Raw genomic sequence first — 15418 nt, forward strand, 5'->3', positions numbered from 1 at the left:
TAAACCAAATCCTGCGGGATCAGCTTGGCAACGCAAGCGTTCATCAGTATTAGGTCGTCCAACCGAGGCCGGACGGCCTACTATTCACGGTGACCGCGGCGGCGCCAAAGCATGATCGCGCTGAGTGTCGCGGGTTCTAGGAGGATTTTTCGTGCAAGAGACGGGCGTGCGCAACGGTGCCTTCGGTGCCGACAAATTCGGCTTAAAGAATCTCAAACAGGTTCACTGGAACCTCGGCGCACCGCAGCTTTACCAATATTCGCTCTCCGCGGGCGAGGCGGTGCTCTCGGCCGACGGCGCGCTCTGCGCCGACACCGGTGAATTCACCGGCCGTAGCCCGAAGGACAAGTTCACGGTCCGCGACGCCACCACCGACAAGAAGATGTGGTGGGCCGGCAACCAATCGATCACCGCTGAGCAGTTCGAGACGCTGTACCAGGACTTCCTCAAGCACGCCGAAGGCAAGTCGCTGTTCGCGCAGGACCTGTATGGCGGCGCAGATCCGGCCTACCGGATCAAGACCCGCGTCTTCACCGAGCTCGCCTGGCATTCGCTGTTCATCCGCACGCTTTTGATCCGCCCCGAGGCGATCGAGCTGTCGACCTTCACGCCCGAGCTCACCATCATCGACATGCCGAGCTTCCGCGCCGATCCGAAGCGCCATGGCTGCAAGTCGGAGAACGTCGTTGCGATCGACTTCGCCCGCAAGATCGTGTTGATCGGCGGCTCCTATTATGCCGGCGAGATGAAGAAGTCGGTCTTCACCACGCTGAACTACTATCTGCCCGAGCGCGGCGTGATGCCGATGCACTGCTCGGCCAATGTCGGCGCCAAGGGCGATGCCGCGATCTTCTTCGGGCTTTCAGGCACCGGCAAGACCACGCTGTCGGCCGATCCGAACCGCACGCTGATCGGTGACGACGAGCACGGCTGGGGCCCGAACGGCGTCTTCAACTTCGAAGGCGGCTGCTATGCCAAGTGCATCAAGCTGTCGCAGGAAGCCGAGCCCGAGATCTATGCGGCATCGACCCGCTTCGGCGCGGTGCTCGAGAACTGCGTGCTCGACGAGGACACCCGCGTGGTGGACTTCGACGACGGCTCCAAGACCGAGAACACCCGCTCGGCCTACCCGCTCGACTTCATCCCGAACGCTTCGCGCACCGGCCGCGCGCCGCAGCCGAAGAACGTGGTGATGCTCGCCGCGGACGCCTTCGGCGTGCTGCCGCCGATCGCCAAACTGTCGCCTGCGCAGGCGATGTACCACTTCCTCTCCGGTTACACCGCCAAGGTCGCGGGCACCGAGCGCGGCCTCGGCAACGAGCCGCAGCCGGAATTTTCCACCTGCTTCGGCTCGCCGTTCCTCCCCCTCGATCCATCCGTCTACGGCAACATGCTGCGCGACCTGATCGCCCAGCACAATGTCGACTGCTGGTTGGTCAACACCGGTTGGACCGGCGGCAAGTATGGCACCGGCTCGCGCATGCCGATCAAGGTGACGCGCGCTCTGCTCACCGCCGCGCTCGATGGCTCCTTGCGCAACGTCGAATTCCGCACCGACAAATATTTCGGCTTCGCGGTTCCGACCGCCCTGCCGGGCGTTCCCTCCGAGATCCTCAACCCGGTCAACACCTGGAAGGACAAGGACGAGTTCGACAAGACCGCCCGCGCGCTGGTCGGCATGTTCCAGAAGAACTTTGCCAAGTTCGAAGCCCAGGTCGACGCCGAGGTCCGCGCCGCCGCGCCGGACGTGAAGCTCGCCGCTGAGTAAGGTCGCGCTGCTTGAAATGCGAAAGGGCGGCCGAAAGGCTGCCCTTTTTTGTTTCTTGCGATATCTTTCCGCCGTCATTGCGAGCGCAGCGAAGCAATCCAGAATCCCTTCGCAGTGACAGCCTGGATTGCTTCGCTGCGCTCGCAATGACGAGTTTGTGGAAGCACTCAGGCCTTGAAATACGCGATCTGCGTGCTCGTCGCGAGCAGCCTTCCGTTTGGCGACCACAGCTCTGCGTTCTGGTCGGCGTAGCTCTTGTGCATGATCTTCGAATCGGCGGTCGCGAGCACGCGCGTGATGTCCTCGGTGGCGAGCTCTTCGGCGTCGGTGTGGAAATACGTCGTCAGTGACACCGTGCCGAACGGCACCAGCTCGCGGCGGGCGTGGAAGATGCGGCCGAAGAAGGCGTCCGACATCGACATCAGCGACAGTATGTCGAGCTTGCGCGGCGTGCGGTCGCTGATCCAGATTTTCGAATAGGTGCTGGCGAGCTCGGCCTGCGGCGGACCGATCCGCATCTCGCCCTCGACGAAGCGGAATTCATACTGGTTGGCCCAGGACGCAGAAATCTTGGGGAACGGCAGCGTCTCTTCGAACGGCTTTGTATCCGGATATCGCGCGACCCTGTGCTCCCAGGATGGCCGGCGCTCGGCGAACACCGCGGTGGCGAGCGTCGCGACCTCGCCGCCGCCCTGCGACAGTTCGACGCTCCAGTGCTGGCTGGAGCGGTTGGCCTTCACCAGCCGCACGTCGAGATCGAACGGGCCCTTGGCGATCGGCGCGCAGTAGTTGACGGTCACGGCCAGCGGATCGCCGGCGGCTTGCGGATGGTCGATCAGCGCGCGCAAAATGGTCGCGGCGGTGGCGCCGCCGAACGGGCCGACAAAGGCCCAGTAGTCGTCGCTGGTGTGCCCCTGCCAGCTGGAGTCACCGGCGGTGACGCGGGTGGCGTCGTCGAAAGGGTGCGGGAGCTTGGCGTGCATTTTTCCATCCGGCTTCCAATGACGGACGTCATATCACGTCCGGCGCCGGCTTGTGCAATTACCTCTGGGGTAACCGGTTTCACGCCGCGGAAATTCAGCCCGCGATGTCGCGCAGATCGGGCAGCAACGGCGTGGTCGGATTGACCGGCACGTTCCAGATCTCCTCGGCATATTCGCGAATTGTGCGGTCGGAGGAGAACCACGCCATGCGCGCGACGTTGAGGATGGAGGCGCGCGTCCAGGCCGGCGGCACCTGCCAGCGCGCATCGACATTGCGCTGCGCCTCGTAATAGGAATCGAAATCGGCGCTGACCATGTAGTGGTCGAGATAGCGCAGCGCATGCGCGATGGATTCGAAGCGGCCGGGATCGCCGGGCGAGAACTCGCCGGCGCCGATCGCATTGATGGCGCGCTGGAGCTTCGGCGAATTGCGGATCGTGTCGGAGGCATCCAGCCCCTGCTTGCGCCGGATCATCACGTCGCCGGCTTCCATGCCGAAGATCGCGATGTTCTCTGCGCCGACATGGTCGCGGATCTCGATGTTGGCGCCGTCGAGCGTGCCGATGGTGAGGGCGCCGTTCAGCGACAGCTTCATATTGCCGGTGCCGGAGGCTTCCATGCCGGCCGTCGAGATCTGCTCGGACAGATCGGCTGCGGGAATGATGATTTCGGCAAGGCTGACATTGTAGTCGGGCAGGAACACGACCTTGAGCTTGCCGCCGATCGCGGGATCGTTGTTGACGACTTCCGCGACGTCGTTGATCAGCTTGATGATCAGCTTGGCGTAGCGGTAGCTTGCCGCCGCCTTGCCGGCGAAGATCTTCACCCGCGGCACCCAATTGCCGTTGGGATCGTCCTTGATCGCCTGGTACAGCGCGACCGTCTCGATGACGTTGAGGAGCTGCCGCTTGTATTCGTGAATGCGCTTGATCTGCACGTCGAACAGCGAGCTCGGATCGACCTTGATGCCGAGTCGTTCGCCGATCAGGCGCGCGAGTGCTGTCTTGTTGTGAAGCTTGACGCTGCGGAACTTCTTCTGGAATTCGACGTCGCTGGCACGCGCCTCGATCAGGCTGAGCTGGGTCGGATCGTCGAGCACGGCCTCGCCGCAGGTCTCACGCAACAAATCGGTCAGCTTCGGGTTGGCCAGCATCAGCCAGCGGCGGAAGGTGATGCCATTGGTCTTGTTGGTGATGCGGCCGGGATAGAGATGGTTGAGATCGTGGAACACAGTCTCGCGCATCAGGTCGGAATGCATGGCGGAAACGCCGTTGATGCGGTGCGAGCCGACGAAGGCGAGCTGGCCCATGCGTACGCGGCGTCCGCTCCTCTCGTCGATCAGCGAGACCGAGGCGCGGAAGTCGATGTCGCCGGGCGCGCGCGCTTCGGCCAGCGCCAGATGCTGCACGTTGATGCGGTAGATGATCTCGAGATGCCGCGGCAGCAGCCGCTCGAACAGCTCGACCGGCCAAGTCTCCAGCGCCTCGGGCAGCAGCGTGTGGTTGGTGTAGGACAGCGTGGCGACCGTGATCTTCCAGGCCTCGTCCCAGCGGAAATTGTGCAGGTCGATCAGAATCCGCATCAGCTCGGTGACGGCAAGACTCGGATGCGTGTCGTTGAGCTGCACTGCGACCTTCGACGACAGGCTGCGGAGCTGGCCGTCGGAGGACAAATGCCGCTTGATCAGATCCTGAAGCGAAGCGGAGACGAAGAAATATTCCTGGCGCAGCCGCAGCTCGCGCCCAGCGGGGCTCTCATCGTTCGGATAGAGGAATTTGCAGATCGCTTCGGCGCGCGACTGCTCGGCGCTGGCGCTGACATAGTCGCCCTTGTTGAAGGCGTCGAGCTTCAAGGGATCGGGCGAGCGCGCCGACCAAAGCCTGAGCGCGTTGACGTGCTGGCCGCGCCAGCCGACGATCGGCGTGTCATAGGCGAGCGCCTGCACGGTCTCGGCCGGATGCCAGATCGCGCGGTCGCGGCCCTTGTCGTCGACATGCTCGACGCCGCCGCCGAAATTAATGTCGTAGATGACTTCCGGCCGCTGCAATTCCCAAGGGTTGCCGAAGCCGAGCCATTCGTCCGGATATTCCTGCTGCCAGCCCTGATTGATGATCTGGCGAAACAGGCCGAAATCGTAGCGGATGCCGTAGCCGATCGCGGGGATCGACAGCGTCGCCATGCTTTCCATGAAGCAGGCGGCAAGCCGACCGAGGCCGCCATTGCCGAGCGCCGCATCCGGCTCGCATTTGCGCAGCTCAGGGAGCGACACGCCGAGATCGCCGAGCGCGACCTCGAAGATCTTCAGGAGCCCCATGTTGTTCAGCGCGTCGGTGAAGAGACGGCCGATCAGGAATTCAAGCGAGAGGTAGTAGACGCGCTTGCGTCCGGCATCGTAGCTGCGCTTCTCCGCGGACAGCCAGCGATGCACGATGCGGTCGCGCAGTGCCAGCGCTGCGGCCTGGTACCAGTCGTGCTTGGTCGCCATGCCCGCGTCCTTGCCGATGGCAAGGCGGAGCTTCGCCAGGATCGCGCCCTTGATCTCAGCCAACGCGAGTTCGTCGATGGGCTGCCCGGGGGCGGGGAAATTGGGCTGGAACGATGAATCTTGCAAAGCCGTCACTTCCTGGTCGAAGACTACTACTCACCCTACGCATCTTGGCCGTGCCCCGGAACCATCGCTGATGCGGCCGTGCACTGCGCTGGCGTAAAATTATGCAAGGAACGGGCCGATTTGGGAACCCGGAGGAGCACGGAGAAACGAGGATTTGCTGCTAGATTAGCGGCAAATTCAGCCATCAGTGTGGAGGAGACGTCCCATGAGACTTCTGATGCGACTGCCGATCGAAATCGCCGCCGCGGCCCTGCTCGTCGTCTGCATCGCCGCCCCCAGCGCTGCCTTAGCCGCCGGCAAGCAGGGCCGCAGCGCCGACGGCCTGAGCTGCGGCTTTGCCGTCCCGCAAAATGCATCTCCCGCCGCGCGCTGCGCCGCCATCAAGCGCCAGTGCGGTGGGAAGTTTTATGCGAGCGCGTGTGGGGATAGGCTGATGTCGGCAGCGAATTGAGAGAAAGGTCGCGCCAAATTGGCGACGCGACGACGGGCTGTCGGATCCGCGCAGTTGCCTTGCTACGATTGATCGTCCTCAATGAGGTTTATGCCTTCATCGCTCAATGCCTGCATTACGACTTCGATGTCCTCAGGCTCAGTCGTCGCTGACGGCAACAATTCGTTGAGCTGATCAAAGGTTACGGCTCCTGTCCGATGACCAAGCTCGATCGCCTTCCGGATCGCATCTTGCAGTCTCATTCCTCGATCTCCTGTCCCTTGCCTCTACTGAGAGGCGAGAGTCACCAGTTCATCGGAACAAATTAAGAACACTTTAGCAAGTCTTTGATATATCATTGTGATTCGGCGCGTTGCCGACACAATATCTAGGGTCTGTCAGACTTCGCGAGGACTACATGTCCACCATTGCCTTCGATCAGTTTGCCCTTACCAGGATCGCCGATTTCGCGCGGTCGTTGTCGCGGCTGCATCAGGCGGCGCGGCGCCATGCCGTCGATGACGACCAGTTCGACCGCGAGTTCAACGCGGTGTGCCAGTCGATCTGGGGCTACACCATCGACGACATCAGCGACGATCTGTTCGCGGCCGAAGACCATCTGTTCCTCGACACGCTGGACGAAGCGCAAGCGCGCATCTTTGCGGCAGAGCAGGGCTACGATCTCGTCGATGAGACGGGCATGCTCACCGACTGGTGGGGGTTCTGCTGGATGATTTTGGCAGAGAAGCGCGGCCTGCTGACTCAGGAAAACCGCGCTGCCGCGCGCGCGGCGATCGAGGAAAAATATCTGGCGGCGCCGAACGTGATCGGGGTGATCATCGGCAGGTGACCCACCATCCTCCGCCATTGCGAGCGTAGCGAAGCAATCCTGAGTCCTTCCGCGGAGGGATTCTGGATTGCTTCGTCGCAAGTGCTCCTCGCAATGACAGCTTTGTTGCAGACGCGCCTTAATCCAATGCCGCTCTCTTAGCCGGCTTCTGCGTCTTCGGCACCGTCACGTCAGGCAGCGTCTCGCGCACGATCTCCGTGGCCGGCGCATCCCCGGCGACCGTCTCTGCGCGCACCGGCGCCACCTTCATCTCGCCGAGGCGGGCACGGACCTGCGCGGTGAGGCCGGGATAGGAGGCGACCGGGGTGAAGTCCGCAGCCTGGTCGTTGCCGACGCGGATGCCGGTATAGGCAACGAGGCCGTCGGTGGTCGCGATCACGTCGCCGGCTTTGAGCGAGGAGTCCAGCGCCAGATCGACCGGAGCGAGGCCGACCGGCTCGCGGCCGTTGCAGGTGCAGTCGGCGCGCAGCGCCTTGCGGTAGGCGAACGCATTCTCGCTGTCGGCGTAGCGCTCGCCGGTCTGCGATGCGGCGCCGTCGATCGAGGAGCCGAAATAGACCTTCGTCGCGGTGGCAGGACAGAATGCCTGACACATCTGTGCGGGCGAGGCGAGGCCGCGCATCAGCGGAAAATATTTGCCGTCGCAGCTGCGCACGCAGAATGCGGGTCCCGAGCCGCCGGCCGCGGCCGAACGCGTCGGCGGGACGTATTGCGGGGCATTCTGCTGGCCGGTGAAGGGGTCGGCGTAGGAGTTCGCCTGCTGCGGCACCTCACGCTGCGGCCGCTGCTGCTGCATTCCGCCGAAGAAGAAGTCGAACAGGCCTTCGGCCGAAACCGGGGCCGGAGCCGCAAGCAGCGGTGCTGCCAGTGTGGCGGCCACAAGCATCGCGCGACGCCGCCGGCGCGAATGGGACATGACTGTACGCAACGCTTACTCCACCGGACGCTACCGAACCGGCCGGGACCATCAGGTCTCGGCACCGGATTCACCATAAAGCGGGATGGTAAATGAGCGGTTGAGGAGGCCGGTTTCGTGACCCCGGACGCTGCGTTGCACCCGCAACGCGACAGACGTCAGGCCTTCAAAAATTCCGACGCCTTGTAGAGCGAGCGGAACGGCAGGCCGGCCGCACCGAGCGTGTCGGTGGCGCCTTCCTCGCGGTCGACCATGGTCAGCACGAGCACGACTTCGGCGCCGGTTTCGCGCACGGATTCCACCGCCTTCATCGCCGAGCCGCCGGTGGTGGTGACGTCCTCGACGATCACGACGCGCTTGCCGGCAAGCGTCTCGCCCTTGGGCAGGCCTTCGATGGCAAGCTTGGCGCCGTGCTCCTTCGGCTTCTTGCGCACGAAGAACGCCGCGATCGGATGGCCCTTGATCCAGGAGATCTGCGCCAGCGCGCCGGCCAGCGGCACCGCGCCCATCTCCAGCCCGCCGATGAAATCGAGCTGGTCATCCTTCAGCGTCTCATAGGTGAGCTCGGCGAGCAGGGTCGCGCCCTCCGGGTCGAGCATGGTCGGCTTGAGGTTGAAGTAGAAATCGCTCTTGCGGCCCGACGCGAGCGTGACATCGCCGCGGCCGAAGGAGCGCCGGCGGATGATTTCGAACAGGCGGGCGCGGGAGGCTGATTTCGACACGGCGGTCCCTCGGGAGCGTTTTTGGAAGTGGCGGAATTTATCCGCGACAGCCGGGACATTCCAGAGGGGGCGTCCCCCGTCAACAGGGATCGGCCATCCCGGTCCGCCGGTTGTGGGGGTGCAACCTTCTGGAGTAGGTGGATGCCGGATGTCTCGGGCAAGAAAACTGGGCAAGAGAACTGAGCAAGAAAACCGGCAAGGAAACGTGGAAATGACCATCGAGCTGCACACCTGGAACACGCCGAACGGCCGCAAGATCTCGGTCGCGCTGGAGGAAATGGGGCTGCCCTACAAGGTGATCCCGGTGAATATCAGCAAGGGCGAGCAGATGGCGCCGGAGTTCCTCAAGCTCTCTCCCAACAACAAGATCCCCGCGATCCTCGACCCCGAGGGGCCGGACGGCAAGCCCGTCAGCATCTTCGAGTCCGGCGCGATCCTGCTTTATCTCGGCGAAAAGACCAGCAAATTCCTGCCGAAATCGCTTTCAGGGCGCATCCCGGTCTACGAATGGCTGATGTGGCAGATGGGCGGCTTCGGCCCCATGCCCGGCCAGGTGCACCATTTCATCGCGCTCGAGAACGAGCAGGACCGCACCTACGGCCTGAAGCGCTACATGGCCGAGACCCGGCGGCTCTACGGCGTGCTGGACCGCCGGCTCGACGGCCGTGACTTCGTCGCCGGCGACCTCTCGGTTGCCGATTTTGCCATCCTGGGCTGGGCATGGCGCCATCCTCGCCACAAGGTTGACCTGGCCGATTTTCCCAACGTCAAGCGCTGGTATGAGGCGCTGATGGCGCGGCCTGCGGTGAAGCGGGGCATGGAAGCAAAGCTGGATTGAGCTGACGGCGTCATCGCCCGCCTTGCGCGCACTTGCGCACTGGGGCGGGCGATCCAGTACTCCAGAGACGGTTGAGTTAGAGCCGAGAAGCTGCGGCGTGCTGGATGCCCCGGTCAAGCCGGGGGACAGCGTCCCCCATCACACCTTCTTCGCTTCGACCACCATTCGCACCGCAAGCCCGGCCAATACCGTGCCCATCAGCCAGCGCTGCACCAGCATCCAGCTCGGCCGGTTTGCCAGGAACAGCGCGATCGATCCTGCCGCGAGCGCGATCATCGCATTGACGCTGACGCTGATCGCGATCTGGATTGCGCCCAGCACCACCGATTGCGTCAGCACGCTGCCGGCGGCGGGATCGATGAACTGCGGCAGCAGCGCCAGATACAGCATCGCGATCTTCGGGTTGAGCAGATTGGTGACGAAGCCCATCGCGAACAATTTGCGCGGGCTGTCGATAGCAAGCGTCTTGACCTGGAACGGTGAGCGTCCGCCCGGCTTAACCGCCTGCCAGGCGAGCCACAGCAGATATCCGGCGCCGGCAAAGCGCAGCGCGTCATAGGCAAAGGGAATTGCGAGCAGGAGCGCCGTGATGCCAAAGGCCGCACATAGCATGTAGAACACGAAGCCCAGCGCCACGCCGCCGAGCGAGACGATGCCGGCCGCCGGCCCCTGCGTGATCGAGCGCGAGATCAGGTAGATCATGTTCGGCCCCGGCGTGAGCACGAGACCGAGAGAGACGAGAGCGAAACCGAGCAGGGCGGAGGTATGGGGCATGATCGAACCGGTGCGGGGGATGGCACGGTTTTATTATGAGCGGGACGGTTGGGCCATCGCGCAATTGCTCGGAGGACAATTCGATTCCGCGCTGGCGCAGCACAGGCCCCGGAGCGCCTATTCCCCTGGGCCCGCCGGCGCCGCCTTGACCGCGCTTGTGCGGCTCTTCTGCCTGGCGGATTGATCGGCTCCGAGATAAGCGTCCATTCGTCCCGACGCGGCCTGGAACAGGCGATCGGAGAACGCGCCGGCGAGCAGGCAAAGAATTGTCACTTTCCAGAAATCGGTTTCGCCGCCGCCCTGGGTTGAATTGGCGAATATTGAAATGAAGCCGGTGAAGAAGAGCCCAATGACGACAACGGACGCGACGCCTCCAAACGCCATGGAAGCCCACATTCGTCCAATGAAATTGCTATCTTCGAGCAATCCCCGCTTCGTCGGGCTGGCAAGGAACTTTGCGATGATCGACATCAACGCTCCAATCGCGCCAAGCGACAACGCGCGTGCCACCACATAGATATTCGAAGTATCAGCCGCAGCAGTTTCAAGCTTCTTTCGGATGTCCAGCTGGTTGGAAACAACGAAGGCTTTCTTGTCCTTCAAATCCCCATATTCGCCATTGAGCTGATCCAATTCGCTGCTCAGCTCAACCATCCTGGTCGCAGCCTCGATCCCAACCTTTGCAATGTCCTCGGCAAGGGCACCGGCGATCTTCATGTTGGCTTGCTTCGCCGTCAACGTTGCCGACAACTCCTTCATGCTGCGCTCTTGCTTCGATATCTTCGTCCGAAGTTCTGCGAGTTTTATGTCGGTGTTGCTTGCGTCCTCGGACAGCGCGGCGAGCGGCCGGCCATATTGATGTAGCGCCAGCAGGTATTCTGGATTGATGACCTTGAAAAGGTTTGGTGTCGCAACGAATCCAACCAGCCCGAGAATGACAAATGTTACGGCGCAAATCGCGGCACGCATCGGTGGCCCCCCCCTGGAATGACTGCATCATTCCATTGAATCAGGGCGGCAGCAACCTAGGGGCGTGGAGCAGGGGAGATAGATACTTACGCAGCGCACAATGCGGTGGTCAGTGCGCCTCGTCCCAATTATTCGCAGCGCGCGCGTCGACGTGAAGCGGCACCGAAAGCAGCACGGCCGGGAACGGCGCGTCCTGCATCACGTGCTGGACCACGGGCAGCGTCGCCTCGACCTCCGCGTCGGGTACCTCGAAGATCAGTTCGTCATGCACCTGGAGCAGCATCTGCGCCGACAGCCTCTTCTCGGCGAGCGCGTCCTCCACCCGCGTCATGGCGCGGCGGATAATGTCGGCGGCGGTGCCCTGGAGCCGCGCGTTGATCGCGGCGCGCTCGTTGAAGGCACGCACCGAGGCGTTCGAGGCCTTGATGTCGGGATAGTGGCATTTGCGGCCGAACAGCGTAGTGACGTAGCCGTGGCTCCGGCAGAAGCCCCGCGTCTCGTCCATGTAGGCGCGGATGCCGGGAAAGCGCTCGAAATATTTCTTGATGTAGGCGGACGCTTCCTCGCGTGCGATGCCGAGCTGATTGGCGAGGCCGAACGCCGAGATGCCGTAGATGATGCCGAAATTGATCGCCTTGGCGCGGCGGCGGATCTCGCTCGGCATGCCCTTGATCGGCACGCCGAACATTTCCGAGGCCGTCATCGCGTGAATGTCGAGCCCATCGCGAAACGCCTGCTTCAGCACGGGAATATCGGCGATCTCCGCCAGCAGCCGCAGCTCGATCTGCGAATAGTCGGCGGAGACCAGCTTGTGTCCGGGCGTCGCGATGAACGCGCGGCGGATCTTGCGGCCGTCCTCGGTGCGCACCGGGATGTTCTGCAGATTCGGCTCGTTCGAGGACAGCCGGCCCGTCGTGGTCGCGGCCAGCGCGTAGGTGGTGTGCACGCGATGGGTCTGCGGATTGACATAGGTCGGCAGCGCGTCGGTATAGGTCGACTTCAGCTTCGAGACCTGGCGCCACTCCAGAATCTTCCTCGGAAGATCGTGGCCCTGCTCGGCGAGCTCGTCCAGCACCTGGGCGGTGGTCGACCACGCACCGGTCTTGGTCTTGGTGCCGCCCGGCAGGCTCATCTTGCCGAACAGGATGTCGCCGATCTGCTTCGGGCTGCCGACATTGATCGGCTCGCCCGCGATCTCCTGGATCTCGGCCTCGACGCGGGCTGCGGTCTGGGCAAAGTCGCCTGACAGTCGCGACAGCACCTGGCGATCGATCGAGATGCCGCGCCGTTCCATGCGCGCGAGCACCGCGACTAGCGGCCGCTCCAGGGTCTCATAGACCGTGGTCATGTGCTCGGCGACGAGGCGTGGCTTGAGCACGCGCCACACCCGCAAGGTCATGTCGGCGCCCTCCGCCGACAGCGGCGCCGCCTTGTCGATCGGCACCTGGTCGAAGGTGATCTTGCCCTTGCCGCTGCCGAGCAGCTCGCCCTCCTTCAGCATGGCGTGTCCGAACCAGCGCTCGGCGAGCGATTCCAGCCCGTGCGAGCCGCGGCCGGCGTCGAGCACGTAGGAGATCAGTTGCGCGTCGTCGGTGTTGCGCAAGGTGATGCCGTGCTGCGCCAGCATGACGGCGGTGAATTTGACGTCGAAGCCGATCTTGAGGATGCCCGTCGATTCCAGCACCGGCCGCAGCGCCTCGATCGCGTCGTCATGCTTGACCTGATCCGGCGCAAGGCCTGCATCGAACAGGCCGGCGCCGCCGCCGGACTGTTTGTGCGCGAGCGGCACATAGCAGGCATCGTTCGACGCCAGCGCCAGTGCGATGCCGCAAAAATCGGCCTGCATCGGGTCGATGGAGTTGGCGCGGATCTCGACCGCAACCTGGCCGGCATCGTAGATGCGCGCGATGAAGGCGTTGAGCTCCTTGAGCGACTTGACCGCCTGGTATTTGCCGCGGTCGATCGGGAGCTTGCGCAAAGCTTCCTCGCGCGCAGCGGCGAGCGAGATCGGCGCGCCCTTGAGGCTCGCTCCCTTGTCACCCTTGTCGCCGCCTTTGGCAGTTGCCGCAGGACTGGCGAAGAGATCGCCGGAGGCCTCAGGCGATTTAGTCCTGTCGGCGCCGTCGGAGGTCCCGCCGCGTGCTTCGCTGCTATTCGCCGTGTCGGCATCCACATTGGAAGGATCGATCTGCGAATAGTCGGCGACGCGGCGCGTCAGCGTCGTGAATTCCATCGCCTTCAGGAAGGCGATCAGCTTGCGCGCATCGGGCTCGTGCACGGCGAGGTCGTCCAGCGGCACCTCCAGCTCGACCTTGTCGTCGAGCAGCACGAGTTGCCGCGAGATCCGCGCCTTCTCGGCATTCTCGATCAGCGCCTCGCGCCGCTTCGGTTGCTTGATCTCGCCGGCGCGGAACAGCAGCTGCTCGAGGTCGCCATATTCGACGATCAGTTGCGCGGCGGTCTTGATGCCGATGCCGGGCACACCGGGCACATTGTCGGTGGAATCGCCGGCCAGTGCCTGCACCTCGACCACCTTCTCAGGCGGCACGCCGAATTTCTCGATCACCTCGGGAATTCCGATGCGGCGATCCTTCATGGTGTCGTACATGACGACCTTGTCGGTGACGAGCTGCATCAGATCCTTGTCTGACGAGACGATCGTCGTGGTCGCGCCGCGGTCGGATGCCTGCCGCGCATAGGTCGCGATCAGATCGTCGGCCTCGAAGCCGCCCTGTTCCAGGCAGGGCAGGTCGAAGGCGCGCACGGCTTCACGGATCAGCGAAAATTGCGGGATCAGATCATCCGGCGCCAGCGGCCGATGCGCCTTGTACTCGGGATAGATCTTGTTGCGGAACGTGACTTCCGACTTGTCGAAGACAATCGCCAGATGCGTCGGCCGGTTGTCGGCGGGCATGTCGCGCAAGAGCTTCCACAGCATGTTGCAGAAGCCGAGCACGGCGTTGACCTGCAAGCCGTCGGACTTGCGGTTGAGCGGCGGCAGCGCGTGATAGGCGCGGAAGATGTAGCCGGAGCCGTCGACCAGAAAGATGTGGTCGCCCTTGCCGGCCGCTTTGGCTGCGGCCGGTTTGGCAGCGGGCTTGTCAGCAGCGGGCTTGGTGTCGGCTTTGGCGGCGGTCTTCGAGGATGTCTTGGGCATGGCCGCAATGTATGAATTTTTGCGGGCTTTGACAGCCTTGGGAGGGCGATTTTTGGGCTGTTGGCGCGACTATCCCCCGCTGTGATTCCCCGCTATTCAGCCGCCTGCAACACGGGTCCGGCCTTCTTCGGCGCGATCCAGAATGCATCGGGCCGCTCGAACAGGAAATTGCCGCCGAGCCGCAACGCGAGCTGCCAGATCGCGAGCGCCCCGACCACGCCGACGATGGTGACGATCAGCGACACCGTGCCGATATCCGGTATGATTCCCGTGCGCAGCAGCAGCGTTCGCGTGGCGGCCATCGGCAGGAAGAAGGCGAGATAGATCACGATCGAATGCTCGCCGCAGAAGCGGAAGACATTCAGCCGCTGCGCTCGCGCGAGCAGCGTGCCCATCGTGATGATGGCGCAGGCACCGGCAAAGCCGAGCACGAGTGAGATGATCTTCCACTCGCTGGCCCCACACGCGACCAGGCCGGCATTGACCAGCGCCCAGGTCGTGAGCGTTGCGAGCGCCCATGCGGGATGGCTGCGCGCGCGGTCCGACAACGCGAACACGTAGGGCGCGAACAGATAACCGGAATAGAAATAGACGAAGCGCGCGCAGAACTCGTCGATCGCAGTCCAGCCGGTCGAGATACGCGCCGTCTCCAGCGCAGCAGCGACGAGCCAGATCGCAGGCGACGGGATTCCCCGTGTCAATTTTGTGACGACGAAGAAGATCGGCAGAAGGTAGATGAACCAGAGCGTGCCGAACGGCTCGACGAAGGATTCCAGGTACATGAGGCCGACATCGCGCCAGCCTGTTTCCGCCGCGAAGGCCGGGGCCTTGAAGCCGAACTGGATTGTCACCCAGACGACATAGAAATAGGCGAAATGCACCACCTTGCGGTCGAGATAGGTTCGCCATTCGCGGTCGATCACCAATGGCAGGAACAGGCCCGAAATCAGGAAGAAATCCGGCATCCGGAACGGCTTTGCGAAGGCTACGGCGACATGCATGAAACCGGTCTCGCCGGCGGCGAGCTCGACCCCCAATACCGAATGCATCATCACGACCATGACGATGCAGATGCCCTTGGCATAGTCGACCCAGTCGACACGTGCGGCAGTGGAAGCCTCGATGCCTCCGCTCGCGAATGTGCCTGATGGTGCCATGGTGTCCCTTTTCGAGGCGTGTTCCGCCCGGCTCTGTGTGGCTGCGGGGCAGTTTGGCGGCTTGCGGCTTACGATTTCTTTACCGGTACAATTCGTGTGCCGGTTTTTCCGGGCAGACGGTTCCCTTGCACCGGGAAAATGCTAAACCGCCCCGAATTGGGGTTTCGTTAACCAAGCCAGAACAGGGATTTTCATGCGAATCGCGATGATCGGAACGGGCTATGTGGGACTGGTGTCCGGAGC

At 63.2% G+C, this 15418-nt stretch carries 13 protein-coding genes; 4 read left to right on the plus strand and 9 right to left on the minus strand.

Annotated features, from left to right (window positions below; translation table 11 throughout):
* Nucleotides 1–151 precede the first annotated feature (151 nt).
* Nucleotides 152–1768, plus strand: a complete 1617-nt coding sequence (locus tag OC450_RS31960) for a phosphoenolpyruvate carboxykinase (RefSeq protein ID WP_211386277.1) — start codon at nucleotides 152–154, stop codon at nucleotides 1766–1768.
* 167 nt (nucleotides 1769–1935) lie between these two features.
* On the opposite strand, the gene OC450_RS31965 is transcribed toward OC450_RS31960, so the two are convergent.
* Together OC450_RS31965 and OC450_RS31970 are read right to left on the minus strand one after the other, a co-directional pair.
* Nucleotides 1936–2751, minus strand: a complete 816-nt coding sequence (locus OC450_RS31965) for an acyl-CoA thioesterase (RefSeq protein WP_256805547.1) — start codon at nucleotides 2749–2751, stop codon at nucleotides 1936–1938.
* Between the two features lie 94 nt (nucleotides 2752–2845).
* Nucleotides 2846–5362 (minus strand): glycogen/starch/alpha-glucan phosphorylase, encoded by a 2517-nt coding sequence (locus OC450_RS31970; RefSeq protein WP_262049340.1) that lies wholly within the window; start codon nucleotides 5360–5362, stop codon nucleotides 2846–2848.
* 205 nt (nucleotides 5363–5567) lie between these two features.
* On the opposite strand from OC450_RS31970, the gene OC450_RS31975 reads away from it, so the two are divergent.
* Entirely contained in the window at nucleotides 5568–5813 is a 246-nt protein-coding gene (locus OC450_RS31975) for a hypothetical protein (RefSeq protein WP_256805549.1), read from the plus strand.
* 62 nt (nucleotides 5814–5875) lie between these two features.
* Here OC450_RS31975 and OC450_RS31980 read toward each other — a convergent pair whose 3' ends face one another.
* Complete coding sequence (locus OC450_RS31980; protein WP_211386281.1) at nucleotides 5876–6055, minus strand: RNA polymerase sigma factor region1.1 domain-containing protein; 180 nt, start codon at nucleotides 6053–6055, stop codon at nucleotides 5876–5878.
* A gap of 155 nt (nucleotides 6056–6210) precedes the next feature.
* On the opposite strand from OC450_RS31980, the gene OC450_RS31985 reads away from it, so the two are divergent.
* Nucleotides 6211–6642 carry a hypothetical protein gene (locus OC450_RS31985; protein ID WP_211386282.1) on the plus strand — a complete coding sequence of 144 codons (432 nt, stop codon included), beginning with the start codon at nucleotides 6211–6213 and terminating at the stop codon, nucleotides 6640–6642.
* A 118-nt stretch (nucleotides 6643–6760) separates the two neighbouring features.
* Here OC450_RS31985 and OC450_RS31990 read toward each other — a convergent pair whose 3' ends face one another.
* Both OC450_RS31990 and pyrE read right to left on the minus strand, forming a co-directional pair.
* Nucleotides 6761–7528, minus strand: a complete 768-nt coding sequence (locus OC450_RS31990; RefSeq protein ID WP_211386283.1) for a DUF2865 domain-containing protein — start codon at nucleotides 7526–7528, stop codon at nucleotides 6761–6763.
* Between the two features lie 188 nt (nucleotides 7529–7716).
* Nucleotides 7717–8280, minus strand: a complete 564-nt coding sequence (pyrE, locus tag OC450_RS31995) for an orotate phosphoribosyltransferase (protein ID WP_262049341.1) — start codon at nucleotides 8278–8280, stop codon at nucleotides 7717–7719.
* A gap of 211 nt (nucleotides 8281–8491) precedes the next feature.
* On the opposite strand from pyrE, the gene OC450_RS32000 reads away from it, so the two are divergent.
* Nucleotides 8492–9118 (plus strand): glutathione S-transferase family protein, encoded by a 627-nt coding sequence (locus OC450_RS32000; RefSeq protein WP_262049342.1) that lies wholly within the window; start codon nucleotides 8492–8494, stop codon nucleotides 9116–9118.
* 138 nt (nucleotides 9119–9256) lie between these two features.
* Here OC450_RS32000 and OC450_RS32005 read toward each other — a convergent pair whose 3' ends face one another.
* The 4 genes from OC450_RS32005 to OC450_RS32020 form a co-directional block, all read right to left on the minus strand.
* Nucleotides 9257–9892, minus strand: coding sequence for a LysE family translocator (locus tag OC450_RS32005; protein WP_211386286.1), 636 nt, complete (start codon nucleotides 9890–9892; stop codon nucleotides 9257–9259).
* Nucleotides 9893–10009: 117 nt separating this feature from the next.
* Nucleotides 10010–10861: a hypothetical protein gene (locus tag OC450_RS32010; protein WP_262049343.1), complete on the minus strand. Its 852-nt coding sequence runs from the start codon at nucleotides 10859–10861 to the stop codon at nucleotides 10010–10012.
* A gap of 109 nt (nucleotides 10862–10970) precedes the next feature.
* The gene (gene polA, locus OC450_RS32015) at nucleotides 10971–14018 is read right to left on the minus strand and encodes a DNA polymerase I (protein ID WP_262049344.1); all 3048 of its coding nucleotides are present in this window, start codon (nucleotides 14016–14018) and stop codon (nucleotides 10971–10973) included.
* Between the two features lie 92 nt (nucleotides 14019–14110).
* Nucleotides 14111–15175: an acyltransferase family protein gene (locus tag OC450_RS32020; RefSeq protein WP_256805552.1), complete on the minus strand. Its 1065-nt coding sequence runs from the start codon at nucleotides 15173–15175 to the stop codon at nucleotides 14111–14113.
* Between the last annotated feature and the right edge of the window lie 243 nt (nucleotides 15176–15418).

The organism is Bradyrhizobium sp. Bra78, from assembly GCF_024519855.1.
Classification (GTDB): Bacteria; Pseudomonadota; Alphaproteobacteria; order Rhizobiales; family Xanthobacteraceae; genus Bradyrhizobium; species Bradyrhizobium japonicum_G.

Coding starts and splice junctions, on each gene's coding strand:
- OC450_RS31965 (WP_256805547.1), bottom strand. CDS start 2,751: ATGCACGCCAAGCTCCCGCACCCTTTCGACGACGCCACCCGCGTCACC.
- OC450_RS31975 (WP_256805549.1), top strand. CDS start 5,568: ATGAGACTTCTGATGCGACTGCCGATCGAAATCGCCGCCGCGGCCCTG.
- OC450_RS31980 (WP_211386281.1), bottom strand. CDS start 6,055: ATGAGACTGCAAGATGCGATCCGGAAGGCGATCGAGCTTGGTCATCGG.
- OC450_RS31985 (WP_211386282.1), top strand. CDS start 6,211: ATGTCCACCATTGCCTTCGATCAGTTTGCCCTTACCAGGATCGCCGAT.
- OC450_RS31990 (WP_211386283.1), bottom strand. CDS start 7,528: ATGCTTGTGGCCGCCACACTGGCAGCACCGCTGCTTGCGGCTCCGGCC.
- OC450_RS32000 (WP_262049342.1), top strand. CDS start 8,492: ATGACCATCGAGCTGCACACCTGGAACACGCCGAACGGCCGCAAGATC.
- OC450_RS32005 (WP_211386286.1), bottom strand. CDS start 9,892: ATGCCCCATACCTCCGCCCTGCTCGGTTTCGCTCTCGTCTCTCTCGGT.
- OC450_RS32010 (WP_262049343.1), bottom strand. CDS start 10,861: ATGCGTGCCGCGATTTGCGCCGTAACATTTGTCATTCTCGGGCTGGTT.
- polA (WP_262049344.1), bottom strand. CDS start 14,018: ATGCCCAAGACATCCTCGAAGACCGCCGCCAAAGCCGACACCAAGCCC.
- OC450_RS32020 (WP_256805552.1), bottom strand. CDS start 15,175: ATGGCACCATCAGGCACATTCGCGAGCGGAGGCATCGAGGCTTCCACT.